This window comes from Haliea sp. E1-2-M8, assembly GCF_030649675.1.
GTDB lineage: Bacteria > Pseudomonadota > Gammaproteobacteria > Pseudomonadales > Halieaceae > Haliea.
Genome location: NZ_JAUTDR010000008.1, coordinates 94,647 through 119,155, shown reverse-complemented (window position 1 = coordinate 119,155; position 24,509 = coordinate 94,647). Strand labels below are relative to the sequence as shown.

The 24,509-nt window shown below is 63.7% G+C and carries 23 protein-coding genes and 1 pseudogene; 11 read left to right on the top strand and 13 right to left on the bottom strand.

Going from position 1 to position 24,509, the window contains the following annotated elements; translation table 11 throughout:
• Nucleotides 1-129: 129 nt before the first annotated feature.
• On the top strand, nt 130-1,293 hold the full coding sequence (locus tag Q6D67_RS08660) for a PilT/PilU family type 4a pilus ATPase (RefSeq protein WP_304705201.1): 1,164 nt from the start codon (nt 130-132) through the stop codon (nt 1,291-1,293).
• Nucleotides 1,294-1,305: 12 nt separating this feature from the next.
• On the opposite strand, the gene Q6D67_RS08655 is transcribed toward Q6D67_RS08660, so the two are convergent.
• The 4 genes from Q6D67_RS08655 to moaA are packed head-to-tail and all read right to left on the bottom strand — an operon-like array spanning nt 1,306 to nt 4,953.
• The gene (locus Q6D67_RS08655; RefSeq protein ID WP_304705200.1) at nt 1,306-1,512 is read right to left on the bottom strand and encodes a hypothetical protein; all 207 of its coding nucleotides are present in this window, start codon (nt 1,510-1,512) and stop codon (nt 1,306-1,308) included.
• Between the two features lie 6 nt (nt 1,513-1,518).
• On the bottom strand, nt 1,519-2,949 hold the full coding sequence (locus tag Q6D67_RS08650; RefSeq protein WP_304705199.1) for a VWA domain-containing protein: 1,431 nt from the start codon (nt 2,947-2,949) through the stop codon (nt 1,519-1,521).
• Between the two features lie 19 nt (nt 2,950-2,968).
• Nucleotides 2,969-3,907, bottom strand: a complete 939-nt coding sequence (locus Q6D67_RS08645; RefSeq protein WP_304705198.1) for a MoxR family ATPase — start codon at nt 3,905-3,907, stop codon at nt 2,969-2,971.
• Nucleotides 3,908-3,942: 35 nt separating this feature from the next.
• Complete coding sequence (gene moaA, locus Q6D67_RS08640) at nt 3,943-4,953, bottom strand: GTP 3',8-cyclase MoaA (protein ID WP_304705276.1); 1,011 nt, start codon at nt 4,951-4,953, stop codon at nt 3,943-3,945.
• 986 nt (nt 4,954-5,939) lie between these two features.
• Here moaA and Q6D67_RS08635 point away from each other — a divergent pair.
• Together Q6D67_RS08635 and Q6D67_RS08630 are read left to right on the top strand one after the other, a co-directional pair.
• Nucleotides 5,940-7,010: a hypothetical protein gene (locus tag Q6D67_RS08635; protein WP_304705197.1), complete on the top strand. Its 1,071-nt coding sequence runs from the start codon at nt 5,940-5,942 to the stop codon at nt 7,008-7,010.
• Complete coding sequence (locus Q6D67_RS08630) at nt 7,007-8,386, top strand: SLC13 family permease (protein ID WP_304705196.1); 1,380 nt, start codon at nt 7,007-7,009, stop codon at nt 8,384-8,386. The genes Q6D67_RS08635 and Q6D67_RS08630 overlap by 4 nt, the downstream gene beginning before the upstream one ends.
• A 7-nt stretch (nt 8,387-8,393) precedes the next feature.
• Here Q6D67_RS08630 and Q6D67_RS08625 read toward each other — a convergent pair whose 3' ends face one another.
• Nucleotides 8,394-8,873, bottom strand: coding sequence for a peroxiredoxin (locus tag Q6D67_RS08625; protein WP_304705195.1), 480 nt, complete (start codon nt 8,871-8,873; stop codon nt 8,394-8,396).
• Nucleotides 8,874-8,925: 52 nt separating this feature from the next.
• Here Q6D67_RS08625 and Q6D67_RS08620 point away from each other — a divergent pair, with 52 nt between their 5' ends.
• On the top strand, nt 8,926-9,576 hold the full coding sequence (locus Q6D67_RS08620) for a class I SAM-dependent methyltransferase (protein WP_304705194.1): 651 nt from the start codon (nt 8,926-8,928) through the stop codon (nt 9,574-9,576).
• A 14-nt stretch (nt 9,577-9,590) separates the two neighbouring features.
• On the opposite strand, the gene Q6D67_RS08615 is transcribed toward Q6D67_RS08620, so the two are convergent.
• The 3 genes from Q6D67_RS08615 to Q6D67_RS08605 form a co-directional block, all read right to left on the bottom strand.
• Nucleotides 9,591-10,244, bottom strand: a complete 654-nt coding sequence (locus Q6D67_RS08615) for a TetR/AcrR family transcriptional regulator (RefSeq protein WP_304705193.1) — start codon at nt 10,242-10,244, stop codon at nt 9,591-9,593.
• Nucleotides 10,245-10,267: 23 nt separating this feature from the next.
• The gene (locus tag Q6D67_RS08610) at nt 10,268-10,750 is read right to left on the bottom strand and encodes a phasin family protein (protein ID WP_304705192.1); all 483 of its coding nucleotides are present in this window, start codon (nt 10,748-10,750) and stop codon (nt 10,268-10,270) included.
• A gap of 124 nt (nt 10,751-10,874) precedes the next feature.
• Nucleotides 10,875-11,453 (bottom strand): hypothetical protein, encoded by a 579-nt coding sequence (locus Q6D67_RS08605; protein WP_304705191.1) that lies wholly within the window; start codon nt 11,451-11,453, stop codon nt 10,875-10,877.
• Between the two features lie 217 nt (nt 11,454-11,670).
• Between Q6D67_RS08605 and Q6D67_RS08600 the strand changes: the two genes are divergently transcribed.
• Nucleotides 11,671-12,861 carry an efflux RND transporter periplasmic adaptor subunit gene (locus Q6D67_RS08600; RefSeq protein WP_304705190.1) on the top strand — a complete coding sequence of 397 codons (1,191 nt, stop codon included), beginning with the start codon at nt 11,671-11,673 and terminating at the stop codon, nt 12,859-12,861.
• Nucleotides 12,862-12,863: 2 nt separating this feature from the next.
• Nucleotides 12,864-15,980, top strand: a complete 3,117-nt coding sequence (locus tag Q6D67_RS08595) for an efflux RND transporter permease subunit (RefSeq protein ID WP_304705189.1) — start codon at nt 12,864-12,866, stop codon at nt 15,978-15,980.
• A 41-nt stretch (nt 15,981-16,021) separates the two neighbouring features.
• Here Q6D67_RS08595 and Q6D67_RS08590 read toward each other — a convergent pair whose 3' ends face one another.
• The 3 genes and pseudogenes from Q6D67_RS08590 to Q6D67_RS21780 all read right to left on the bottom strand — a co-directional run.
• A complete protein-coding gene (locus Q6D67_RS08590; protein WP_304705188.1) occupies nt 16,022-17,581 on the bottom strand; it encodes a phosphoenolpyruvate carboxykinase in 1,560 nt (519 codons plus the stop codon).
• A gap of 146 nt (nt 17,582-17,727) precedes the next feature.
• The gene (locus tag Q6D67_RS21785) at nt 17,728-18,219 is read right to left on the bottom strand and encodes an Hsp33 family molecular chaperone HslO (protein WP_370551941.1); all 492 of its coding nucleotides are present in this window, start codon (nt 18,217-18,219) and stop codon (nt 17,728-17,730) included.
• A gap of 86 nt (nt 18,220-18,305) precedes the next feature.
• Nucleotides 18,306-18,614 (bottom strand): annotated as a pseudogene (locus tag Q6D67_RS21780) (Hsp33 family molecular chaperone HslO); the annotation flags it as partial.
• Nucleotides 18,615-18,828: 214 nt separating this feature from the next.
• Here Q6D67_RS21780 and Q6D67_RS08580 point away from each other — a divergent pair.
• The 3 genes from Q6D67_RS08580 to Q6D67_RS08570 all read left to right on the top strand — a co-directional run bounded on the left by Q6D67_RS08580 (nt 18,829) and on the right by Q6D67_RS08570 (nt 20,962).
• Complete coding sequence (locus tag Q6D67_RS08580) at nt 18,829-19,695, top strand: TIGR03619 family F420-dependent LLM class oxidoreductase (RefSeq protein WP_304705187.1); 867 nt, start codon at nt 18,829-18,831, stop codon at nt 19,693-19,695.
• A gap of 80 nt (nt 19,696-19,775) precedes the next feature.
• Nucleotides 19,776-20,651, top strand: a complete 876-nt coding sequence (locus tag Q6D67_RS08575) for a DMT family transporter (RefSeq protein WP_304705186.1) — start codon at nt 19,776-19,778, stop codon at nt 20,649-20,651.
• Nucleotides 20,652-20,686: 35 nt separating this feature from the next.
• Complete coding sequence (locus Q6D67_RS08570; RefSeq protein ID WP_304705185.1) at nt 20,687-20,962, top strand: polyhydroxyalkanoic acid system family protein; 276 nt, start codon at nt 20,687-20,689, stop codon at nt 20,960-20,962.
• 30 nt (nt 20,963-20,992) lie between these two features.
• Here Q6D67_RS08570 and Q6D67_RS08565 read toward each other — a convergent pair whose 3' ends face one another.
• Nucleotides 20,993-21,991: an AraC family transcriptional regulator gene (locus tag Q6D67_RS08565; protein WP_304705184.1), complete on the bottom strand. Its 999-nt coding sequence runs from the start codon at nt 21,989-21,991 to the stop codon at nt 20,993-20,995.
• Nucleotides 21,992-22,103: 112 nt separating this feature from the next.
• Here Q6D67_RS08565 and Q6D67_RS08560 point away from each other — a divergent pair, with 112 nt between their 5' ends.
• Nucleotides 22,104-23,285 carry a ferritin-like domain-containing protein gene (locus Q6D67_RS08560; RefSeq protein WP_304705183.1) on the top strand — a complete coding sequence of 394 codons (1,182 nt, stop codon included), beginning with the start codon at nt 22,104-22,106 and terminating at the stop codon, nt 23,283-23,285.
• 113 nt (nt 23,286-23,398) lie between these two features.
• On the opposite strand, the gene rpsT is transcribed toward Q6D67_RS08560, so the two are convergent.
• Complete coding sequence (rpsT, locus tag Q6D67_RS08555; protein ID WP_304705182.1) at nt 23,399-23,668, bottom strand: 30S ribosomal protein S20; 270 nt, start codon at nt 23,666-23,668, stop codon at nt 23,399-23,401.
• 162 nt (nt 23,669-23,830) lie between these two features.
• Here rpsT and Q6D67_RS08550 point away from each other — a divergent pair, with 162 nt between their 5' ends.
• Nucleotides 23,831-24,505, top strand: a complete 675-nt coding sequence (locus Q6D67_RS08550) for a TetR/AcrR family transcriptional regulator (RefSeq protein ID WP_304705181.1) — start codon at nt 23,831-23,833, stop codon at nt 24,503-24,505.
• The last annotated feature ends 4 nt before the right edge of the window (nt 24,506-24,509 follow it).

The window sequence follows — 24,509 nt, the reverse complement described above, 5'->3', positions numbered from 1 at the left end:
CCGCCTAGTGTAGGGGAGCCGGGTGCATGTGACTACTGTTCGTTAGTTCGAGTAAGCTGGCAGAGTAGAGTTTTGTGTAGTCGTTCCTTGTCCGGTGCGCTCAGAATGCTAGAGTGATGCGTCAACAATATGGTGCCCAAGGGGGACACTGTGCGCATTACCGAATGGCTGAAAACGCTCGCGACCGAGGGCGGCTCCGACCTCTACCTGAGTACCGGGGCGCCGCCCTGTGCCAAGTTCCAGGGGCAGCTGCGGCCGATTGCCAGTGAGCGGCTCCAGCCTGGCGAGATCAAGGAGATTGCCAACGAGCTGATGGATGCCACCCAGCGGGCGGATTTCGAGCAGGAACTGGAGATGAATCTGGCGACCTCGATCCACGGTTTCGGCCGCTTCCGGGTGAACATTTTCATGCAGCGCAACGAAGTCAGCATCGTGGCGCGCAATATCGTCGCCGAAATCCCCAACTACAAGGATCTGCGCCTGCCGGAGATTCTCACCGAGGTCATGATGCGCAAGCGCGGCCTGGTGCTGTTTGTGGGCGCCACCGGCTCCGGCAAGTCCACCTCGCTGGCGGCGCTGATCGACTACCGCAACACCAACAGCGCCGGCCACATCGTCACCATCGAGGATCCGGTGGAGTATGTACACAAGCACAAGAAGTCGATCATCAATCAGCGCGAAGTCGGAGTCGATACCCGGAACTGGCACAATGCCCTGAAGAACACCCTGCGCCAGGCGCCGGACGTGATCCTGATCGGGGAGATCCGCGACCGCGAGACCATGGAACACGCCATCGCCTTCGCCGAGACCGGGCACCTGTGCATTTCCACCCTGCACGCCAACAACGCCAACCAGGCCCTGGACCGGATTATCAACTTCTTCCCGGAAGAGCGCAGGCCGCAGCTGCTGATGGACCTGTCGCTGAATATCCAGGCCTTTGTCTCCCAGCGCCTGATACCGACCGTGGACGGCAAGCGCGCCGCGGCTATCGAGATCCTGCTCGGCACACCCATGGTTGCGGACCTGATCCTCAAGGGCGATATCGACGGCATCAAGGAAGTCATGGCCAAGTCGGAAAATATCGGCATGAAGACCTTCGACGGGGCCTTGTTCGACCTCTACCGGGAGGGCTTGATCAGCGAAGACGAAGCGCTGCGCAACGCGGATTCACCCAACAACGTGCGCCTGAAGATCAAGTTTGCCAAGGAGGGTGGGCTGAAAGCGCCAGATGGCAGCCTCAATCTGAGCCTCGAAAGCCTGGACGACGAGGATGAGCCGCCGCGGGCGTTTTGACTGCGCGGTCCCTCAGGACCACAGCTTCCACAGCACCAGTGCCGCGAACGTCACCCAGAGAAGCACCAGCACGCTGAGTTGGAGCTTGCGCGACTTTGGCGGCTCCGGCGCTTTCTCGCCCACTGAAATGTGAATATCCAGGGAGCCACAGGCCGGACAGCCACCGCGGCTGTCGACCCTGGCGCCCCGATAACTGCATTCCCGACAGTGATAGCGCATGCCAGTTCACCGATTCAGTTTCAGCAACCGGTCCACGACCCGCTCCAGTTGCACAAGATTATTGCACTCGGCGGCGAAATGACAGGCGCTTTGATAGCGCAGCATCTCCGAGTCCCCCGTGCCCCAGGCGCGGCGCGACTCCGGGTTGAGCCAGATGACCCGCCGGCTGCGCTGGTAAATACTGCGCAGAATGTCCAGCCGCGGCTCGCCATTGTTGTTGCGGGCATCACCGAGGATGATCACGGTGGTGTTGCTGTTGATATCATCCAGGGCCAGTTTCGCGAAATCCTGCAGGCTGCTGCCGTAGTCGGTAGCGCCGCCATAGCGCCAGTTCACCAGCTCGATGGCCTTTTCGACCGGGTACTGGCTGAACAGCTCGCTGACTTCACCGAGGTGGCTGGAGAAGGCAAAGCTGCGCACGCGTGGCAGCACATCCTGCAGGCTGTAGAGGAACAGCAGCAGAAACTTGGCATAGGCCGCCACCGAGCCGCTGACGTCGCAGATCGCCAGTAATTGCGGTTTGTCCTTGCGCACCCGCCGCCAGTAGGTGTGGAACATGACGCCATCATTGGCGATGCCGCGGCGCAGGGTCTTGCCCATGTCCAGCCGTCCCCGTCGGAATAGCCGGCGCTTGCGGGCGTGGCGCTCCGCCAGCTTGCGCGCCATGCGCCGCACCAGTTCCTGCACCCGCTGCATATAGCGTTGCTCCAGGTGGCTGAGCCGGGTGGTCTTGAGGATTTCATCCATGAAGCGGGCATTGTCGCCCTCGGCCTGCAGCAGGTACTGGCGGGCGACATAGTCGCGCACCTGTTCCCGCAGGATGTCGCGATAGCGTTTCAAAGGCTCCAGGGCCGGGCTCTGGCGCTGCTCCAGATCGGCGACGGCGCGCCGGATCTGCTCCTCACCCATGGCGTCGAGCATGCGCCGCAGGTACTGGCCTTTCTGGGTGAACATCTGGATCTGGCTCAGGCCGACGCCTGCGGCCGCCTCGCCCATGGCGAGATTCAGCGCGGTGCGGTCGTTGTTGCGCAGTTGCTGCAGAAGCTCACTGTCCAGCAGCGCCTGCAGCCCGGCATCGTCCTCGGCGGCGGCGTCCAGCAGGCTGTCATCGGGGCTGGCCCGGTCGGCCGCCTCGGGCTTTTCCCCCTGGCCGGAGGCAAGCGGCGTCTCCTGCTCATCCTGCAGGGCGTTGCGCTCCTCACGGGTACTGGCAAAGTCCGCCAGCTGCTGGTCGAAAAAACGGTCAAAACAGTGCTGGAACACCGCCTCTTCCGCTGGCGTTTTTGCCAGCGCGATGGCCAGCCCGTCTCGCAGTCGCTCCCGCCGGGCGTAGCCCAGGGTCGCGGCGACATCCATCGCATCCAGGGTCTCCGCCGGTGATATCCGCACGTCGTGGCTGCGCAGCAGGCGGATAAAGCTGACCAGATAGCTTTGCACGGCGGCTGCTGTTGGCTCGTCAGGCCGTGCGGCGGGGCAACAGCTCCCGCAGGCCGGCATTGGCCATGTCGATGTCGTCCTCGAATTTCAGCAGCACGTTCAGCGTGCTGTGGACGATCTCCGGGTCCAGCTCGCGGGCGTGCAGCAGCAGCAGGCTGCGGGCCCAGTCGATGGTTTCGGATATGGCCGGTGCTTTCTTCAGATCCAGGTCGCGCAGGGAGTGCACGAACGCCACCAGTTGGTGGCGCAGCTGCTGATCGATGTCGGGCACCCGGCTGAGTACGATCCGCTCCTCCAGTTCGACGCTGGGGAAGGGAATGTACAGGTGCAGGCAGCGGCGCTTGAGGGCGTCACTGATGTCGCGGGTGTTGTTGCTGGTGAGAAACACCATCGGCGAGACGCTGGCCTTGACCGTGCCGATTTCCGGGATCGATACCTGGTAGTCCGAGAGGATTTCCAGCAACAACGACTCAAACTCATAGTCGGACTTGTCCACCTCGTCGATCAGCAGAATCGCCCCGCGCTCCTGCTGCATGGCCTTCAGCAGCGGCCGCGGTTCCAGAAACTGTTCCGAGTAGAAAATGTCGCCGAACTGGTGCAAACGCTCCACCGATTCCGCCAGGCCCTGGGCACCCTGCAGCAGGTCACCGAGCTTCTCTTTCAGCACCTGGGTGTACAACAGCTGTTTGCCGTATTTCCACTCGTACAGGGCCTTGGCCTCGTCCAGGCCCTCGTAGCACTGCAGCCGGATCAGCGGCACATCCAGCAGCGCGGCAGTGGTCTTCGCCAGTTCGGTCTTGCCCACCCCCGGAGGGCCCTCGACCAGAATGGGCTTGCGCAGCTGGAAGGCGAGGAACACCGCGGTCGCAATCTTCGGGCTGCAGATGTAGCCAAAGGACTCAAAGCCCTGTTCGATGACCTCAATGGAGGCCAGCTGGGGGAAATTCTGGGTGTGCAATGGGATACCTCGTCGGGCTGGCTAGCCGGGGGCGCCTAGCCGCCGGTCATGTTCATGAAGCGCAGGATCTCGGGCTCCTCGCCATGGGTAAAGTGGTGTTTTTCCGGCTTCAGTGCCACGGCGGCGACGATGGCGCGTTCCAGCTCGACCCGGCTGGAACCGGGGGCGCGCAGCACCGGGCGCAGATCCGCCGAATGCTCATTGCCCAGGCACAGCAGCAGGCGCCCTTCCACCGTGACGCGTACCCGGTTGCAGAGGTGGCAGAAGTTGTTGCTGTGGGGTGAGATAAAGCCGACCTGGCTGCGGCTGTCGGCCATGCTGAAATAGCGGGCGGGGCCGGCGCTGCCACTCGGGTCCCCCTGTGGCTGCAGCGGGTAGTGGCTGCCAATGAGCTGCTCGAGCTCGGCGCTGCTGCAGAAGCTGAGCGCCCGGCTGTGTTCCTCGATCTGCCCCAGTGGCATTTCCTCGATAAAGGCAATGTCGATCTCGCGCTGGCGGGCAAACTCCACCAGGTCCAACACCTCATCGTCGTTGCGGCCCCTGAGAATTACCGCATTGAGTTTGATCCGTTCGAAACCCGCGGCGACCGCGGCATCCACCCCCGCAATAACTTTGGCCAGGTCGCCGAACCGGGTCAGTTCGCGGAAGCGGTCCGGGCGCAGGCTGTCGAGGCTGATATTGACCCGGCTGACGCCGGCCGCGCGCAGCGGAGCCGCCAGCTCCGCGAGGCGCGAGCCATTGCTGGTGAGTGCCAGTGTCTCCAGGCCGGGCAGCGCACCCAGGCGTTGCACCAGGGACAGGATGTTGTTGCGAATCAGCGGCTCACCGCCGGTGAGGCGAATTTTGCGCACCCCCAGCCCGACCGCAGCTTCGGCCACCCGGTACAGCTCTTCCAGGGTCAGCACCTGGGGTTTGGGCACGAACTGCATGTCCTCCGCCATGCAGTACACGCAGCGGAAGTCGCAGCGGTCGGTGACCGACAGGCGCAGGTAGCTGATGCGGCGCTGGAAGGGGTCGACCAGGGTGGCGGGAAAGTCGCGGTTCATGGCTGCAGTGTACTGCTTGCGGGCATTTCGCTCTAGTGCCGGACTGCTGGCTGCTTCGTGCTCCAGTTCGCTTCGTTCTGCTGGCGGCCTTGCGGCCGCTGCGTCGGTCTGGGTTCCCTTCGTCGCGGTGGCGGCCTTGCGGCCGCTGCGTCGCTCCGCCACGGGTATGCTCCTTTTGCTTCACTACGGGCGCATGCGGCGCGCATTCCCTTTGTGTTCTTGCGCTGCCGTCCGCGCGCGCACGGTGTGAGCTGTGACGGCACTGGGCATAGCAGCGGCAGATTTGGAGCTTACCTGTTCCCACTTTTAGGGCTGCGAGTTGGTAGCCACTAAGGGAGAAAGGTGATCGCACCGACGCCCTCCGAGTCCGCAAAACGAGATCCCCGCACCGGATCAACGCGGGTGGAAGACCGAGACAGAGGTACATTGTCAGCGGAGGGTGGAGGCAGTGAATGCGAGATTCAGGTTGCAACGCATCGGCTGACCGTCACTGAGACGAAGTCGATAGTGATCGACCCAAAGTACCCGCGTTGATTCGGGGGGCGGGGGCTTCGATACGGACTTGGAGGGCGTCGGTGCGCCCCCCCAGCCTCCTTAGTGGCTACCAGCTTCCAGCACTGTAAGTAGGAACAGGTCAGCTCAACCAGCACCTTCGTCTTGGCGAGTGCCCGACCAGCTTACAAACTCGGCCGCCAGACGGCAGCGCAAGATTGACATGGGTACGCGCGCCGCAAGCGCCCGCAATGGAGTATCGGAGCCCCCGGTTCCCGGAGCGACGCAGCGGCCGTCAGGCCGCCACCAGAACGAAGCGATCCGGGACGCGTAGTTCCGGACTACGCGTCCCGGACTGCGCGTCCTGGTCTAGGCGTCCCCGGATTGCGCTCCCAAACTCCGCGTCCCAAACCAGGCGTCCCGACTACGCGTCCCGCACTTTACAGATCCCGCGCGGCTGGGCAGGATGCAGGCTTGTACAACGAGGATTGATAATGCCAATAAATCCACTCCTTGCTCTCATTCTGTCATTTCTGTTCTGGGCCGCACCCAACACACTCGCGGAGTCCATTCCCTGCGAAGAAATCGACGGTATTCATTCCATCTGTGGCCTGGCGGCGCCCGAGGACCTGGTGCCGGCGCCCAACGGCCGCGACCTGATCTTTGGCCAGATGGCCGAACCCGGCGGCCTGTGGCTGCTGGACACCCGGGACGACAGCGTCCATTCCCTGCTGTCGGCGGATCCCGCGCCGGCAGAGGCCGAACTCTGGGGGCAGGCGGATTGTCGCAAGCCTTCCAGCTGGCTGGGGGCCCATGGCCTGGATCTGCGGCAACGGGCCGATGGCCGCTGGCAGCTGCTGGTGGTGAATCACACGGAGCGGGAGTCGGTGGAGTTTTTCGAATTGCTGGACGCCGAGGCGGATCGGCCGCGGGCAGTCTGGCGCGGCTGTGCCATTGCGCCGGAGGAGGGCAACTTCAACGACGTGATCGGGCTGGCGGACGGCAGCCTGCTGGTCACCCACATGGCGGACCGGCGCCGGCAACTGTGGTCGGCGCTGTTGGCGGCGTTTGGCCGCGACACTGGTTTTGTCTATCGCTGGACGCCTGTTGCGGGGTTTGAGCCGCTGCCCGGGACCGGGGGCGCCCATCCCAACGGGATTCTGCTGGCCCCGGATGAGCAGAGCTTCTATCTCAACATCTACTTTGGTGGCAGTGTGCGCCGGCACGCGGTGGACAGCGGCGCCCTGCTGGCCGAGGTGGCGGTGGAGAAGCCGGACAATTCCAGCTGGGCGGACGATGGCCGGCTGCTGGTGGCTTCCCACCAGGCGTCCCTGTGGCAGCTGTTTCGCAGTCTGGAGCAGGATCACCACCAGCCCAGTCTGCTGCCCTTTACCATCGTGGCGATAGATCCCGCAACCATGGTGGCGCAACCTCTGCTGCAGCGCGAAGGACCGCCGCTGGGCGCGGGCACCGTGGCCCTGCAGCGCGGGAGCGACCTGTACATCGGCTCCTACGTCGGCGACCGCATCGTTCGCCTGCCGATGCCGGGAGCTGCCAGCGAGTGACGCTCTGGCGCAGTTTGCTGCTCTGGGGTACACCGCCCCTGGCTGTGGCGCTGGCCCTGCTGTTGCTGCAGGCTGGCTACAGCGAGGATATCGCCATTGTCGGCATGGTGGCGATCTGGTGCGTACTCTGGTGGGTGTTCGAGCCGGTGCCGATCCCGGTCACCTCCCTGCTCCCCATCGCCCTGCTGCCGTTGCTGGGGGTGCTGACCCCGGCGCAGGTGGGGCAAGCCTACGGCTCGCCACTGATCCTGCTGTTGCTGGGCGGTTTTCTGCTGTCCAAGGCGATGGAGCACTCGGGCGCCCACCGTCGCATCGCCATCGGCATGGTGCGGCTGGTCGGTGCCCAAAGCGGGCGCCGGCTGGTAATGGGTTTCATGATTGCGGCCGCCGGGCTGAGCATGTGGATCTCCAACACGGCGACCACACTCATGCTGCTGCCGGTGGCGCTGGCGGTACTGGAAGCCACGGATCAGCGCCGGGAGCTTGCCGTGCCCTTGCTGCTTGGGGTCGCCTATGCAGCCAGTGTCGGTGGCATCGGTACGCCGATTGGCACCCCGCCCAACCTGATCTTCATGCAGGTCTACGAGCAGACCACGGGCACCGAGATCAGCTTTAGCCGCTGGATGGGCTGGGCCCTGCCCGTGGTAGTAGTGATGATCCCGCTGATGGCGCTGTTGCTGACCCGCAATCTGTCCGGACGTATTGCTGTCGAGCTGCCCGATACCGGCCACTGGCGCAGCGAAGAGAAGCGGGTGCTGCTGGTGTTCGGCCTGACCGCCCTGGCCTGGGTGACCCGCAGCGAGCCCTTTGGCGGCTGGCAGACCTGGCTGGGCCTGCCCCAGGCCAACGATGCCTCCGTGGCCCTGTTGGCAGTGGTGGTGATGTTCGTGCTGCCCAACGGCAAGGGCGAACGTTTGCTCGATTGGGAGCGGGCCAGCACCATTCCCTGGGGTGTGCTGCTGCTGTTTTCCGGCGGCATCTGCCTTGCCAGCGGTTTCGTGGCATCCGGTCTCAGTGATGTCATGGGCCGGTGGCTGGCGGGAATGACGGACATGCCGGTATGGCTGCTGTTGCTCATGATCTGCCTGGTGGTGACCTTCATGACCGAGACCACCTCCAATACCGCGAGCACGACCCTGTTGATGCCGGTGCTGGCGGCGGCGGCGCTGGCAGCGGAAATCCCGCCGGAGTTGATCATGGTGCCGGCGGCGATGAGTGCGAGCTGCGCGTTCATGCTGCCGGTGGCGACGGCGCCGAACTCGGTGGTCTATGGCAGCGGCCTGATTACCACGGCGCAGATGGCGCGGGAGGGCTTCCTGCTAAACCTGTTGGGGGCGCTGGTGATCAGCACCCTGTGTTACATCCTTGTAGCCTGACTTCCGATTACAGCAGCGCCAGCATGGTCTCGGCGGAGCTGACATCGATTCCGGCGCCGGGCTCCACGTTCAGGTGCTTCACCGTGCCGTCTTCCACGATCATCGCGAAGCGCTGGCTGCGCGTGCCGAGGCCAAAGCCGGTGCCGTCCAGTTCCAGGCCCAGCGCGGCAGTGAAATCGCCGTTGCCATCAGCCAGCATCAACAGTGCCTCGGCGTTCTGGGCCTTGCCCCAGGCATCCATGACAAAGGCGTCATTGACCGCCATGCAGGCGATAGTGTCCACACCTTTGGCCTTGATCTTGTCCGCGTTGACCACGTAGCCGGGCAGGTGGGTGTTGCTGCAACCTGGAGTGAACGCCCCCGGTACCGCGAACAACACGACCTTCTTGCCCTTGAAGATGTCGTCGGTGGTGATGTCGACCGGGCCTTTCTCGCCCATGGTCTTGAGGGTTGCTGCAGGGACCTTGTCCCCGGCCTTGATCGTCATGTTAATCTCCTTTTTTGCGAGGGATTCGCGGGTGGAGCGAGGATAATAACAGATGAGCCGGGAGATGCACTGCCCCCTCTGCGATGGCCCGGGCGGCGACTTTCACCGGGACCGGCGGCGCCCCTACCTGCGCTGTGGGCGCTGCCTGCTGGTGTGGGTGCCGCCGGCCTTCCTGCTCGCGCCAGAGCGGGAAAAAGCGGAGTATGACCTGCACCAGAACCGGCCCGACGACCCCGCCTACCGCGGTTTTCTGGGCCGGCTCGCCGGGCCCCTGCTGCAGCGCCTGGCCGCCGGTTGCAGCGGTCTGGAGTTTGGCTGCGGCCCCGGGCCGGCGCTGGCGGCGATGCTGCGCGAGGCCGGACACCGGGTGAGTCTGTATGACCCGTTCTATTTCCCGAACCCCGGCGCTCTTGAGGTCTGCTATGACTTCATCACCGCAACGGAAGTGGTGGAGCACCTGCATCGTCCCGGCGCGGAATTGGAGCGACTGTGGGCGCTGCTGCGGCCCGGGGGCACCCTGGGCATCATGACCAAACTGGTGCGGGACCGGGAAGCCTTCGCTACCTGGCACTACAAGAACGATCCGACGCATGTCTGCTTTTTCAGCCGCGACACCTGGAATTGGTGGGCGCAGTGCCACGGTGCCACTGCGGTGTTCCCGGAAAACGATGTCATCCTGCTGCGGAAAAACGCTGCCACCTGAGCGATTCAGTCCGGTTACTCGTCCCCGATCATGCTCTCGAAGATGGCCTGGCAATCGCGGTAGAAGCGGAGCTGGGCGTCGCCCAGGTAGGGTGCCACCATGGTCAGCAGCTGCAGCACCCCCTGGTGGATGATGACCGTTGGAGCGCGGGGCTCGTGCAGTAACTGGTCGTAGCTGAACCAGTAGGTGAGCGCCAGGGTCATGTTGTCGACCAGGCTCAGCAGCTGCTCCTCGCCGGTATCGATTACCGCCTGCTCCAGCAGGTTGTGGCAGATAGCCAGCAGGGCCGAGCGCTGTAGTTGCAGCAGGCGTCGAAAACCCTTGCGGATCGCTGGATAGCGCTGCAGCAGATCGTCCAGGTTGTGATAGAGAAAGCGGTACTGCCACATCTCCTCCAGCACCACGTACAGGTAGTACCAGTTGTCTTCGACCCGGTCCGGTGCGGGACTCAGAGTGCCTTCCAGCGGCGCCCTCAGGGTGTCACTCAGGGCGAGTTCGTACTGCTGGAACAGCTCGCCGATGATCTGGTCCTTGCCCCTGAAATGGTAGTAGAGGTTGCCCGGGCTGATGTCCAGTTCATTGGCGATATCGATGGTGGTGGTGTGCGCCTCGCCCTCCTCGTTGAACAGGGCAAGGCTGGTGACGAGTATGCGGTCGCGGGTTTTCAAGTCAGCCTGGCCTGGAGTGCGGTTCAGGCGGGTTTCTTGCCAGCGCTCCTGCGACCCGGCGCCGCCTTGGTCTTGGCCGGTGCCCGGCGGGTAGCGGCTTTCTTCTTGGCGGTGGGCTTGCGGCTGCCCTGGGCTGCCAGCGCCGCGGTCAGGTCATCCACTTTGCGTGTCAGGCGATCAATCTTCTCGTGCAGCGCCAGCAGGTCTTCGCCGCGCGCGGGCAGCTGCAGCTGGAAGCTTTCCCGTACCCGGTGTATGCGGTCCTCCACCGAGGCGCGTGCCGTCCTGCTGCTGGATATCCCCTTGCGGGCCTCGTCTTCCAGCGCCGCGCCGGCCTTGACCAGCTCGCGGAACAGCTTCGGGGTCTCCATGCCGGCCTTCTCCATCCTGTCTTGTGCCTCATCGACCGCCCGGCCATAGGCGCCTACGCCTGCCAGCCAGATGTTGCGGGCGATTTCGCTCGCCTTGTCGGTGACCTTGCTCTTTTCGCTCTTGTCATCGCTCATAAGCTGTCCTCCACACCGATGGCAGACGCTGCCACCCGCGCGGTCATTTAACCAGAAACAAAAAAAAGGGGCCACATAGTGACCCCAAAACTAACCCTGTCTGCCAGGGAGCAGAAAGTGGTGCTCAGGCAGCCGAGCGGAAACCGACTGAGGAACGCAGCTCGTTGAAGCGGGCACGGGCCTTTGCCAGCCTGGCATCCAGCTTCTTGCGATCCTTCATGGCGTCCAGTTCGAGGTCGGTGATCAGGCTCCAGGCATCGTCCTCGACCTTGCTGCCGCGCTTGACCAGTTCCGCGTAGGCGACATTGGCGGCCTTGCCGCGTGCGTCCAGGCGGGTCTGGAGACGGTCGAGGCGGGCCTGCATTTCGTCATAGGCCTTGCCGTAAAAGCCGAGGCTGGCGAGAAAGGCGTTGCGGCTCACGGTGCGAGCGCGGTTGGACAGCTTGTTGGCGGCTTTCTCTGCATCACGCTCGTAGGCAGTGGCGGCCTTGGTGGCGCGACGCTTGTAGGTACGCGCTTTGGTTTCCACCTTTTCGACCGTCTTTACGGCTGCCGACTTGCTCGGGGCGCGCTGGCGTGTAGGTGCCTTGCGGGCGGCTGCGGTCTTCGGGGCGGCCTTGCGCTTGGTGTAGGCCCGCTTCGGTGCAGTTTTGCTACCAGTGGCGGCGGTTGTGGTTTCAGAAGTGGTGTTTTCGTCAGCCATGTCAGTACTCCTTGCTTGAGAAAATCGGTGTAAAGCAACACCAGATGGAGCGAGTGTAGGGAGTAAAATTAGAATGTTCCTACTAGAAGCGACAAATTCCCGGTTCGACCATCCGCGGCGGCAACCCCTGCGTATCTTTGTCCGGATCCGGTATGATGCTTGGTACAGGGTGCGGCCCACCCTCGCACCCCGGTAGCCCCGAACAGTCAGGTGTCCCATGTCATTGAAAATTTCGCGCTCAGTGCTGGCGACAGCCGTGGTTATCGGGCTGGGGTTCCTGCTGTCCTGGGGTCTGCTGGTGGGCAAGCCGGAACCTGAACCCGAGCCCTTGCCTGCAGAGGCGGTGCCCCTGGTGGATGTGGTCAGCGTCGAGCCCCGGCCGCTGGCGCTGGATGTAACCACCCAGGGTACTGTACGCCCGGTGCTCGCGATTGACCTGGTAAGCCGGGTCGCGGGCAGGGTGGAATTCGTGGCGCCTGATTTTGCTGCCGGCAGCTTCTTCCGTGAGGATGATCCCCTGGTGGCTATCGAGGATGTCGACTACCGCTTCGCCATCGCCCGGGCCGCGTCCCAGGTGGCGGCGGCAGAGCAGCGAGTGGCCGAAGAGCAAGGCGCAGCCCTGCAGGCAAAACGGGAGTGGCGCGACCTGGGAAGCCCCGCAGCCAATGCCCTGTTCCTGCGCGAACCCCAACTGGCCTCCGCCCGGGCGGCCCTGAAGGCGGCGCAAGCGGACCTGGAAGCAGCGGTACTGGATCTGGAGCGTACCCGCATTGCCGCCCCCTTCAATGGCCGCATCAGTGAAAAATTCGTCGATGTCGGCCAGTACGTCACCCCCGGTACCCGTATCGCCAGGGTCTACGCGACGGATGCGGTTGAAGTCAGGCTGCCGCTGACCGATGGCCAGGTGGCGCTGCTGGACCTGCCCCTGCACTACCGGGGCGACGACGCGGTGGAGCTGCCCGCGGTCACCCTGCGCGCCACTTTCGGCAATCGCGACTGGGAGTGGCAGGGGCGGATCGTGCGCACCGATGCCAATATCGACGAGGACAGCCGTGTGTTGTACGCGGTGGCCGAAGTTCGGGAACCCTTTGCCCGCGGCCCCGGGGGCGAACGGCCGCCGCTGGTACCGGGCATGTTCGTCAGCGCCACCGTCGCCGGTCGCACCCTGCAAGGGGTGAGCAGCCTGCCCCGGTCGGCGTTGCGCAGTGACACCGCGGTGATGCTGGTGGACAGTCGTCAGCAGGTGGTGAATCGCGCGGTCAGTGTGCTGCAGAGTGAGGCCGGCCGGGTCTGGGTGCAGGGCTTGCAGCGGGGTGACCGGGTGATCGTTCGCGAGCCCACCATCATGGTTGCGGGTATGCGGGTAGAGGCGCAGGAAGTGGCGCGCGTCGCCGGGGCGGATCGCTGACCGTGGGCGGCCCTATTCGCTGGTTCATCCACAACCCGATCGCGGCCAACCTGCTGATGCTGTTTCTGCTGGTGGGCGGGGTGCTGGGCGTGCCGGCCCTGGAGAAACAGTTCTTCCCGACCTTTGAGCTCAACCGGGTGAGCATTGCCCTGGCCTATCCCGGGGCCGGGCCGAAGGAAGTAGAGGAACAGATCTGCGTCCGTATCGAGGAGGCGATCCACGATCTCAGCGGTATCAAGGAGATTCGCGCCACCGCCCGGGAAGGCATCGGCACCGTGGTGGTAGAGGCGGAGCCCGGCTACGACATGCAGCGGCTGACGGCGGAAATCAAGACCCGGGTCGATGCTATCAATACCTTCCCGGTTGAAGCCGAGCGGCCGATCGTGACCGAGTTGGCCTTCAGGCACTACATGGCGGCGGTGTCACTGGCCGGTGATCTCAACGAGCGGGACCTCAAACGCCTGGGCGAGCAGTTGCGCGACGATCTCGCGTCGCAGCCCAACGTCTCGGTGGTGGAGCTGGCAACGCCGCGGCCCTATGAAGTGTCGGTGGAAGTGTCCGAGTATACCCTGCGCCGCTACGGACTGACCTTCAGCGACGTGGTCGCGGCCATCCGCAGTTCCTCCCTGAACCTGCCGGCCGGTGCGATCAAGGATGCCGGCGGTGACATCCGCCTGCAGACCCGGGGCCAGGCCTACGACCGCTTCGAGTTCGAGCGCATCCCTGTTGTCACCCGGCGCGACGGCACCCAGGTGCTGCTGCGGGATGTGGCCACAGTGGTCGACGGTTTCGAGGATATGGATGTCCTCACCCGCTTCAACGACAAACCCTCTCACACCCTGCACGTCTTCGTGACCAGCAGCCCCAACACCCTGGCCACCAGCGAAACGGTGCACAGCTGGGTGGAGGAGACACGCAAGCGCCTGCCGCCCGGGGTCGAGCTCGCGGTCTGGCGGGATTCCTCGGTGCCCTTCAAGGGCCGGGTGGACACCCTGCTCAAGAACGGTATCGGCGGTCTGCTCCTGGTATTTCTGGTGCTGGTGCTGTTCCTGCGGCCGCGGCTGGCGATGTGGGTCTGCGTCGGGATAGCCGTGGCCTTTATCGGTACCCTGTTCATGCTGCAGTACACCGGCACCAGTCTCAACATGATCTCGCTGTTCGCCTTCCTGTTGATTCTGGGGATTGTGGTGGATGACGCGATTATTGTCGGCGAGTCCATCCACGCCCGCCAGGTGGCGGGAGAGCGCGGCCTCGCCGGGGCTATCAACGGTACCCAGGCGGTGCTCAAGCCCGTTATCTACGCAGTGGTCAGCACCATGATCTTCTTTGTCCCCATGTTCTTCATGCCGGGAGACATGGCCCAGGCCGCTGTTGCCATCCCCACGGTGGTCATCATTGCCCTGGCGCTGTCGCTGTTGGAGTGCCTGCTGATCCTGCCCCCGCACCTGGCCCACATGCCACCGGTAAAGCCCAGCCGGTTTGCGTTCATGCGCCGGGTAGAGACCGTGCGCCTGCGCTTTGCCGACGGCATGACGAACTTTGCCAGGCAGCGCTACCGGCCATTCCTGGCCCTCTGCCTGCGCCACTACCTGCTGGTCGCGGCGCTCTTCCTCAGCCTGCTGCTGGTCAGTCTGGCCCTCTATGGCGGCGGCTGGTTGCGCTCGGCGTTTTTCCCCTCGATCAATTCCGATTACGTGATCGCCGAGATCGAGCTGCCCGAAGGGGGCGCCTTTGGCGACACCCTGAAGGTGCTGCGGCAGGTGGAGTCGGCGGCGCTGCAGCTGAAGCACGAATACAACGGGAGCCCTGAGTTGACCGCGTTTGGCCCCGCCATCGGCAACATCGACTCCAGCGGAGAGGCCAATGTAATCAGGGTGATTATTGAGACCATTTCCGACGACATTGATACCCGCGAGCTTGCGGACCGCTGGCGCGAGACCATCGGCGAGCTGCCGCCGGTGCAGGATTTCCAGATGGATTACACCATCAACGAGATGGGCAAGCCCATCCGCCTGGTCGCTGCAGCCGCGTCCCTGGAAGACCTGATCACCGTTGCCGCCGAAGTACGGAAGGTGCTGCAGTCGTATCCCGGGGTCTACAATATCAACGACAGCCTGCAGGACCCCCAGGAGGAGATCGTGCTGGGGCTGAAGCCGGCGGCGGAGAACCTGGGTATTACGCTGGCCGATCTCGCCCGCCAGGTGCGGGAGGCATTCTACGGCGCGGAGGTGCAGCGCATTCCCCGGACCCGTGAGGATGTGCGGGTCATGGTGCGCTATCCCGAGGCCGAGCGCCTCTCCGTTGACAACCTCAACGAAATGCGGGTGCGGACCCCTGCCGGGGAGCAAGTGCCCTTCGCCACTGTGGCCGAGATCCGCTATGAGCCCGGATACCTCAGTATTGATCGCCTGGATCGCAAGCGTACCCTGGAGGTGTCCGCCGAAGTATCGGCTGGCAGCGTGGAGCCGCGCGCGGTAGTCAACGCCATTCTGCGCGACCACCTGCCGGGTTGGCAGCAGCGCTATCCCGGGCTCAGCCTGGCCCTGGACGGGGAGCTGCAGGAAGAGTCCGACTTCCTCAATGCCATGCTGAAGTACCTGGTGCTGGCGATGCTGGTGATCTACGCCCTGATGGCGGTGCCGTTCCGCTCTTATTTCCAGCCCCTGCTGGTGCTGACGGCCGTCCCCTTTGGCGTTATGGGGGCGATTTTTGGCCACCTGATTCTTAACTGGCAGGTGAGCATGTTTTCCTTCCTCGGGGTGATCGCCTGTGCCGGGGTGGTGGTCAATGACAACCTGGTGCTGATTGACCGCATCAACCAGCTGCGGGACGCCGGGCATCCGGTGCTGAAGGCACTGCTGCAGGGCGGCGAGGACCGCTTTCGCCCCATTATCCTGACCTCACTCACCACCTTCGTGGGCCTGCTGCCGATCATGGCCGAGACCAGTGTACAGGCCCAGTTCCTGATTCCGATGGTGACCTCCCTGGCGTTCGGCGTGCTGTTCGCAACCTTCGTCACCCTGCTGCTGGTGCCCTGCCTGTATCTGGCGGGCGAGCAGGTGGGTGCCCGCCTGCTGCATCGCAAGCAGCGCCTGCAGGATTTGATCGAAGCGGCTTAGTCGGGCGGCGCTCAGCCGGGCTGCGCTCAGCCGGGCTGCGCTCAGCTCGCCTGCGGCCCCGCGGCGACGATGGCCGGGGAGACGTCGAACTTCCTGATGTTCTCCTGGAACAGGGTCGCCAGTTTGGTGGCCTGTTGATCATAGGCGGCGATGTCGCCCCAGCTGTTGCGCGGGTTGACGAACTTGGGGTCGACGCCGGGGATGGCGGTGGGGAAATCCAGGTTGAGGATATCCAGATGCTCGAGCGGGGCGTTCAGCAGGGCCCCGCTCTGGGCTGCGGCCACGATCGCCCGGGTAACCGGGATCGGGAAGCGCTCGCCGGTACCACCGGGTGCGCCGGAGCCGCCGGTCCAGCCGGTGTTGATCAGGTAGACCTGGCTGCCGAAGTCGTCGATACGCTTCATCAGCAGTTCGGCGTAGTCGCTGGCGGGGCGCGGCATGAAGGGCGCGCCAAAGCAGGTGGAGAAGGTGGGGTGGATGCCCGCGGCGGCGCCCAGTTCGGTGGAGCCGACCCGCGCGGTATACCCGCTGAGGAAATGGAATGCGGCCGCTTCCTTGGACAGGATCGAGACCGGCGGCAGGACACCGGAGACGTCACAGGTCAGGAAGATTACGCACTTGGGCTCACCGCCGGCGTTGGACTCGGTGCGCTTGGCGACGTGCTCCAGCGGGTAGCAGCAGCGACCGTTCTCGGTGAGGGAGGTGTCGCTGTAGTCGGCGTGGCGCTGGTCGTCCAGCACCACGTTTTCGATGATGGCGCCGAAGCGGATGGCGTCCCAGATCACCGGCTCGTTTTTCTGGCTGAGGTCAATGGTCTTGGCGTAGCAGCCGCCTTCGATGTTGAATACGGAGCCCTTGGCCCAGCCGTGCTCGTCGTCGCCGATCAGGTAGCGTTCGGGATCCGCCGACAGCGTGGTCTTGCCGGTACCGGAGAGGCCGAAGAACAGGGTGGTGTCGCCGTCCTCGCCCACGTTGGCGGAACAGTGCATGGACATCACGTCCTTCTCCGGCAGAAGAAAATTCTGCACCGAGAACATGGCCTTCTTCATTTCACCGGCGTAGTTCATGCCGGCGATCAACACCTTGCGGCGGGCAAAGTTCAATACCACGATAGCGTCGGAGTTGGTGCCGTGATCCTCCGGGGCGCAGACAAAGCCGGCGGCGTTCAGTACGGTCCACTCAGGCTTGCGACCGACATTGAACTGCTTGGGGCGGATAAACATGTTGCGGCCGAAGAGGCCGTGCCAGGCGGTTTCGGTGACAACCTTGACCGGCAGGTAGTGGTCGCTGTGCTCGCCTACGTGCAGGTGGGAGATGAACTGGTCGCGCTCCCCCAGGTAGGCTTCAACCTCGTCCCACAGGGCATCGAAGCGCTCGCTGTCGAAGGGGCGATTGACCGGGCCCCACTCGATGCTGTCTTCGGTGCTGGGCTCGCGGACGATGAAGCGGTCGGCCGGTGAACGGCCGGTGCGGTGGCCGGTGGTGACCAGCAGGGCGCCACTGTCCGCCAGAATGCCTTCATCGCGCTTGAGCGCTTCTTCAACCAGCTGCGCAATACCCAGGTCGATAAACTCCCGGGGTGTGTTGATATCAAGGGTCATGGCGTGTCCTGTCTTCAAGCTGCTGATTGCAGCCCGCCTTTGGGGGCGGAGTGGCCTCTGTGGGACTTTCGGGGGGCGTCATTATGTCAGAATCGATCCCCGATGCGAACCAGATGGGAGAAAAATTCGGCGATCTCCGCCGGGCTTCAATGCAGCGTCGGCGCCGGGCCCGCTTGCAGCAGATCGGTCAGATCCTCGCGCTCGAACCGGTACTGCTGGTTGCAGAATTCGCAGTCCACGGTAATACAACCCTGCTCCCGGAGAATGTCCTCCAGTTCGGTGGAGGCTATGGCCGACAGGGCGTTGCGGCTGCGCTGCAACGAACAGCTACACTGGAAGTTGACCGGGCGCGGATCGAACAGCCGCACCGGGTCCTCATGGTAGAGCCGGTAGAGCAGGTCCGCCAGGGGCAGCTGCAGCAGTTCGCTGGGGGTCACTGTCTCTCCCAGGGTGCAGACATGTTGCCACTGCTGCTCGCGCAGCTGCGGGTCACGGCTGACCTGGGCCGGCAGCTGCTGCAGCAGCAGGCCGCCGGCGGACTGGCCGTCACACGCCAGCCAGAGCCTGGTCTGCAACTGTTCCGATTGCTCGAAGTAGGCATCCAGGCTGGCGGCCAGGGAGTGTCGGGACAGGGGCACGATGCCCTGGTAGCGCTCGGCTCAACGGTGATCGTCAGGGTGCCGTCTGCCAGCAGCTGGTCGAAATCCTCGGAGGTCGCCAGCTGCGCACCCCGGGCGATGCCGCGTATCTGCAGGTCACTGCTACACTCCGCCATCAGCAGGGGCACCTGGCCGCCGCTGCGAGCCTGCAGGATCAGCCGGCCCTCAAACTTGAGGGTTGTGCTCAGCAGGGTGGCTGCCGCCAGGAATTGCCCCAGCAGGCGCTGCACTCCCGGGGCGTACTGGTGCACGGCGAGCATGTCGCGCAGGCTGGCGCCCAGTTGGACGATCTCGCCGCGGATATCGGCCTGCTCGAACAGGAAGCGGCGGCTGCTGTCGGCTGCCGGATTGACGGCATGGGTGTCATGGCTCATGGGGCAAGTGTAATCCATTCAGGTGGCTGGTTGATCCCGCGGCGGCAACGGGACGTATGCTGGTGCAGGCAGAGTACTAGGTTCAGTATTTGAGGCCAGCCTGGGCTATTTTCAACCGGGCGATGACCACCGCCTGTCGGGCGGTTACAGTGGTGGCAGTGACAGCAGCGGACGCTACAGGGCGGCCGACCAACCAACAGACAGGAGCAACAGCATGAGATTCAGCTACCAGATAGGGATGAGCGATGCCGACCACTACCTGCCCCTGGTGCAGGCGGCGGAAGCGGCGGGCTACGATGGCATTACCATTCCGGACAGCATCTGCTACCCCCAGGAGGCCAGCTCCAAGTACCCGTATAACAAGGATGGTAGTCGCGAGTTCCTGGAGAGCGTGCCCTTTTTGGAGAGCCTGATCGCGGTCGCGGCAATGGCGGCGGTCACCGAGAAAATTCGCTTCGCGACGTTTGTCTACAAGCTGGCAGTGCGCCAGGTTGCGGTCGTGGCGAAGCAGGTACAGAGTATTCAGGCCCTGTCCAACAACCGCTTTGATTTTGGTGTCGGCATCAGCCCCTGGGAGGAGGACTTCGCGGTCTGTGACGTGCCCTGGGAGAAACGCGGCCTGCGCCTGGATGAGCAGATCGATATCCTGCGCGGCCTGGAGACAGGCGAGTTCTTTGGCTATGACGGCGAGATCCACAAGCTGCCCGCGATCAAGATGTGCCCGGTGCCCACGGCGCCCACGCCGATCCTGGTTGGAGGGCACGCGGAGCCGGCGCTGCGCCGGGCAGCCAAGGTCGGGGACGGCTGGATGTGTGCGGGCGCCGACATGCAGCAGCTGGAAGGCTACATCCGTCGTCTGCACGAGCTGCGCGCTGAACATGGCACCGACGAGCGTCCGTTCCGGGTCTACACCACCGGCCAGGACGCGTTTACCGAGGCTGGTATCCGCAAACTGGAGGACATCGGTGTCACCGACGTGATCATCGGCTTCCGCAACGTCTATGAAATGGAGCCCGACAAGCCGCTGGATGAAAAGATTGCCATGCTGAACTGGTACGCGGGCGAGTTTATCAAGCGTTGATGCCGCGGTGGCGTCCGTCGCCAGCATAGGCCGGGGCCTGCGGATGCGCTAAAGTGCGCGCTTTGGGCTGGCCGCTGCCGATGAGTAATCTGCTGCTTTACACCATCACGGTGGTGATCTGGGGTTCTACCTGGATCGCCATCAAGTTCCAGCTCGGCACCGTGGCGCCGATCGTGTCCATCGCCCACCGCTCCATGCTGGCCGCCCTGCTCATATTTCTCTACCTGGTATTGCGCCGGCGCCTGCTGCCGCTGTCCCGGCGAGACCATGTCATGGTCTGTCTGCAGGGCCTGTGTCTGTTCAGCGGCAACTACATTTTCATCTACCACGCCACTGCGGAACTGGCCAGCGGCCTGGTGGCGGTGGTGTTTTCCACCATGGTGATCCTGAATATGGTCAACGGCGCGATCTTCCTGCGCCTGCCGACGAGCAAGATGGTGGCCCTGGGTGCGGGCATCGGGCTGGTCGGCATGGTCGCCGTGTTCCTGCCTCAGCTGGAGAGCTTCAGCCTCACCGACGCCAGCTTTCGCGCCCTGCTGCTGTGTTTTGTCGGCACCTGCCTGGCCTCCTTCGGCAATATCTTCGCTGCCCGCAACAGCCGCAATGGCCTGCCGGTGTTGGTGTGCAATGCCTGGGGTATGCTCTATGGCGCGCTCGCACTGTATGGGTCTGCGCTGCTGACCGGCGCCCCCATTACGGTGGACTGGGACTTTACCTATATGGGGTCTTTGTTCTACCTGGCGGTGTTTGGTTCGGTGGTCGGGTTCTGGGCCTATGTCACCCTGATTGGCAATATCGGCCCGGATCGGGCCGCCTACAGCTCGCTCCTGTTCCCCGTGGTCGCCCTGCTTATCTCCACCCTGTTCGAGGGTTACCAGTGGACCCTGCTGGGCCTGGCCGGCTTTGCCCTGGTGCTGGCGGGAAACTGGCTGGTCATGCGCCGGGGTACGGGCTAATCTGTGTCTGGCAAAACCTGACAGGCGCAGCAACCATGGCTGGATTCCGGCTCAGCAAACCCTACACCATGCCCAAGGAAGAGCTGCGGCAGGCAGCCCAGCGGCTGGCGGACCGGCTGCAGGATGAGCACGGCGTGCGCTCGCGCTGGGAAGGTGACAGCGTTCATATCAAGGGCGGCGGTATCGATGGCCTGCTGTCCTTTCACGACGGGGTAGTGGATGTCTCGGTGCGGCTGGGCCTGCTGGCTTCGGCTTTCCAGAGGCCCCTCAAGGCGGAAGTGGAGCGCTACCTCAACGAAATGATCAGCTGACCAGGGTGACGCCTGCCAGCGAGCCCGGAGCTAGTCAACGCGCAGTTCCCGCGGCGCCCGTCCCGTCCACTTCTGGTAGGCGCGACGGAAGTTCGAGGCGTCATTGAATCCGACCAGATAGGCGATGGTCGACAGGGGCAGGCGGCTGTTCTGCAGGTAGCGGGTGGCGTGCTCGGCCCGGACCCGGTCAAGCAGGTGTTGGTAGGAGGTGCTTTCCTGGCCCAGGCGCCGGCGGTAGGTGCGCGGGCTGAAATTCAGCATCTGCGCCAGTTGAGGCATCTGCGGGTACTGGCCTTCCAGCTTGCGCAGCAGGCGCAGGGTCTGCTCGGCCACCGACTCGCCCTCCTCCAGGTCCGCCAGCAAGCGGGCGCACTCCTCCTCGTACAGGGAGCGCAGGGCGGGGTTGGACAGGGGCAGGGGGGTGCTCAGCAGCGCCGCGTCGAAGGAAATCCGCCCCAGCGGGCAGTTGAAGTGCACGTCCTCGCCAAAGACTTCGTGGTAGATCTGTTCGTGGACCGGGGGCGGATACGGCAGCTCAACGCGCAGTTGCAGGTCATTTCTGCCGAGCAGGCCGCGCAGGGTGTTGAAGATGGCGGCGTACATGACCTCGCTGGCGAACTCCACCGGATTGTCCCGCGGCGGGCTCACGGTAGTCAGCACACAGCGGCCGTCGATCACATCCTGTTCCAGGTGCAGCGTGGGGGAGGACAGGAGGTGGTAGTAGCGCAGGAACAGCTCCATCACCTGGCCCAGGTCGCGGCAGGTCATGAAAGCCTGGCCCAGGACAGCGTGCGCACTCAGGTTCAGGCGCAAGCCCAGGTGCAGGCCAAGGGCGGTGTCGCCGGTGAGGTCAAAGGCATTGCTGACGACGCGGCTGAAGTCCTCTTCACTGACCCGGGCGCCGATTCCGGTCAGGCCGGACTGCGCCAGGGAAGTACCGGCCAGCAGGCGCTGCCGCGGATAGCCCCGGTTCTCGACCATGTCGATGAGGATAAGAATGTATTGCGCCGGGGCGCTGGCTCTGGGCATGCCTTATTTGGCCATAAATGACCTCATTTTGACAAGACTTTACCTTGTTGGCCGCAGCATGTTCTCCCATAGTAGTGTGACATAACTGCTACAAGCCCTCAGGAGCATGCTCATGAAAGTAGAATGGAGTGATACCCCTCGCAAGATTCAGCGTTTTGCCGGTGCCGACTATCCGAGTGATAATCCCGATCTCGAGGAGCTGCTGACTGCGGGCGACGTCGATTACATCGCCGAAATCTTCAACACGCCGCTGACCGGTTCCTACAACTGGGACTACAAGATCCAGGACGACCGCATCAAGAAGCTGTACGACCTGGGCAAGCAGCTCAACTGGGATCCGGAGATGGACATCAACTGGGACCGCCCCTGGCCGGAAGAGGAGCGGATGCCGGAACTGATGAACCTGCATACCTACCAGCCCTACCTGGACATGGACGAGCCGACCCGCAAGGAGTTCTGGCTGCACATGAACGCCTGGAGCCTGTCCCAGTTCCTGCACGGCGAGCAGGGTGCACTGCTGGTGGCCTCGCAGCTCTGCTCCTGCGCCCCGACACTGAACGCAAAGCTGTATGCCGCATCGCAGACTTTCGACGAGGCCCGCCACGTCGAGGTGTTCAACAAATACCTGCAGAAGCGTATTGGCGTGATGTACCCGATCAATACCCACCTCAAGGCGATCATCGACAAGATCCTGACGGATGCGCGCTGGGACATGAAGTTCATCGGCATGCAGCTGGTAATCGAGGGTCTGGCCCTGTCGGCGTTCAATACTACCCGCGAAACCACGCCGGATCCCGTACTCAAGGATGTGGTTTACCTGGTGACCCGCGATGAGGCCCGGCACGTGACTTTCGGGGTCAACTACCTGGAGGAGTTCGTCAAGACACTGACTGACGAGGAGCGCGAAGAGCGGGCCCAGTTTGCCTACGAGGCCTGCGTGGTCAGCCGTGAGCGCCTGGTGGCGACCGACGTATTCGCCCACTTCGGCTGGGATGTGGAGGAGGCCCGCCTGCAGGTGCTGGAAGGGTTTGTGATGTCCACCTTCCGCAATCTGCTGTTCCAGCGCGTGATTCCGAACCTGAAGCGTATTGGCCTGCTGACCGACAAGATCCGGCCCAAGTTTGAGTCGCTGGGGATCCTGGAGTTCGAGAACCTGGCAACCGATGGCGATATCGACTGGACCCTGCTGGAGCGCCCGCTGGATACCGAGGAGGCCCAGGGCTACGAGCAGAGCATGCTGGCGGAGTTCCAGAAGCTCAACGAAGATCAGGAGGCTCCGCGCAAAGCGGGCTGAAGAGATAAAGGGTCAGGTCCCGCTGCGGGACCTGACCCCATTTGCGCTTTTTCCCAGACACAAAAAAGCCGGCGTTCAGCCGGCTTTTTTGTGGGAGGCAGGTCTGCGCGCGGTCAGGCTGCAGCCAGAGTCTTGATTTGCGCATTGAGGCGGCTCTTGTGCCGGGCAGCCTTGTTCTTGTGGATGATGCCCTTGTCGGCCATCCGGTCGATAACCGGCACCGCGCTGTCGTAGGCGGCCCTGGCTTGCTGTGCATCACCAGTGCCGATTGCAGCGACGACTTTCTTGATGTTGGTGCGAACCAGCGAACGCAGGCTCGCGTTGTGGGTGCGACGCTTTTCAGCCTGACGAGCGCGCTTCTTGGCTTGTGGAGAGTTGGCCACTGTAGGATCCTCGTGGGTTGGCAAAATTCAGGAGGCGAGATTATTCACATTGGGCCGTTGCTTGTCAACCAGAGAAGGCATATCCGCGCTCCGGGATGATTCATGATCAGGGTTCGCTGCGGTATACTGCCGGATTGTCTTGTCACCGTCGGAACTGCGTCTATGCTTTTGACCAAAGGATCTGCCCGGGAGCCCGCTGCGACCACGCCGGAACGCATTCTGGATGCGGCGGAGGATCTGTTCGCCGAAAAGGGCTATAAGGGTACTTCCCTGGGCGATGTCGCCGAGCGTGTCGGCATCCGTTCGCCCAGCCTCTACAATCACTTTCGCAACAAGGAAGCGCTGTACCGGGCTGTGCTGGGGCGGCTGTTGGACGACTTTGCGGCGCCGATGGAGGAGCTGACCAGGGGGCCCATCAGCGATCAGCGCCTGCAGGATTGGCTGGAGGCGATAGTGCGCAAACACCACGCCAATCCCAATCTGGCGCGCCTGCTACAGCATGCGGCGCTGTCTGGCGGCCCCGGCACCAACGACCTGATCGAACGTTTTTTCCAGCCCATGTTTGGCACCGATGAAGGCCTGGCACAGCCCGGGCTGCGGGCTCTGGGGCAGGCGGGACTGCAGCCCTGGGCGGTGATGGCTTTCAACAACCTGGTCATGTCCTATGTCACCATGGCCCCGATGTATCGCGATCTGCTGGGCCAGGACCCGTTCAGCGAAGAGGCGCTGGAACGCCAGCTGGCGCTGGTGAAAACCCTGTTGCGGGCGGTGCTGGCCCTGCCCGCGGGCCTGGCGCACCCGGCTGAGGCGCCCCCGGCCGGGGCGTCCTTTCATTAATTCA

What these genes read in the sequence shown, in the direction of transcription:
- Q6D67_RS08660 (WP_304705201.1), top strand. Translation starts at nt 130, where the DNA reads ATGGTGCCCAAGGGGGACACTGTGCGCATTACCGAATGGCTGAAAACG.
- Q6D67_RS08655 (WP_304705200.1), bottom strand. Translation starts at nt 1,512, where the DNA reads ATGCGCTATCACTGTCGGGAATGCAGTTATCGGGGCGCCAGGGTCGAC.
- moaA (WP_304705276.1), bottom strand. Translation starts at nt 4,953, where the DNA reads ATGAACCGCGACTTTCCCGCCACCCTGGTCGACCCCTTCCAGCGCCGC.
- Q6D67_RS08635 (WP_304705197.1), top strand. Translation starts at nt 5,940, where the DNA reads ATGCCAATAAATCCACTCCTTGCTCTCATTCTGTCATTTCTGTTCTGG.
- Q6D67_RS08625 (WP_304705195.1), bottom strand. Translation starts at nt 8,873, where the DNA reads ATGACGATCAAGGCCGGGGACAAGGTCCCTGCAGCAACCCTCAAGACC.
- Q6D67_RS08620 (WP_304705194.1), top strand. Translation starts at nt 8,926, where the DNA reads ATGAGCCGGGAGATGCACTGCCCCCTCTGCGATGGCCCGGGCGGCGAC.
- Q6D67_RS08610 (WP_304705192.1), bottom strand. Translation starts at nt 10,750, where the DNA reads ATGAGCGATGACAAGAGCGAAAAGAGCAAGGTCACCGACAAGGCGAGC.
- Q6D67_RS08605 (WP_304705191.1), bottom strand. Translation starts at nt 11,453, where the DNA reads ATGGCTGACGAAAACACCACTTCTGAAACCACAACCGCCGCCACTGGT.
- Q6D67_RS08600 (WP_304705190.1), top strand. Translation starts at nt 11,671, where the DNA reads ATGTCATTGAAAATTTCGCGCTCAGTGCTGGCGACAGCCGTGGTTATC.
- Q6D67_RS08590 (WP_304705188.1), bottom strand. Translation starts at nt 17,581, where the DNA reads ATGACCCTTGATATCAACACACCCCGGGAGTTTATCGACCTGGGTATT.
- Q6D67_RS08580 (WP_304705187.1), top strand. Translation starts at nt 18,829, where the DNA reads ATGAGATTCAGCTACCAGATAGGGATGAGCGATGCCGACCACTACCTG.
- Q6D67_RS08575 (WP_304705186.1), top strand. Translation starts at nt 19,776, where the DNA reads ATGAGTAATCTGCTGCTTTACACCATCACGGTGGTGATCTGGGGTTCT.
- Q6D67_RS08570 (WP_304705185.1), top strand. Translation starts at nt 20,687, where the DNA reads ATGGCTGGATTCCGGCTCAGCAAACCCTACACCATGCCCAAGGAAGAG.
- Q6D67_RS08565 (WP_304705184.1), bottom strand. Translation starts at nt 21,991, where the DNA reads ATGCCCAGAGCCAGCGCCCCGGCGCAATACATTCTTATCCTCATCGAC.
- Q6D67_RS08560 (WP_304705183.1), top strand. Translation starts at nt 22,104, where the DNA reads ATGAAAGTAGAATGGAGTGATACCCCTCGCAAGATTCAGCGTTTTGCC.
- Q6D67_RS08550 (WP_304705181.1), top strand. Translation starts at nt 23,831, where the DNA reads ATGCTTTTGACCAAAGGATCTGCCCGGGAGCCCGCTGCGACCACGCCG.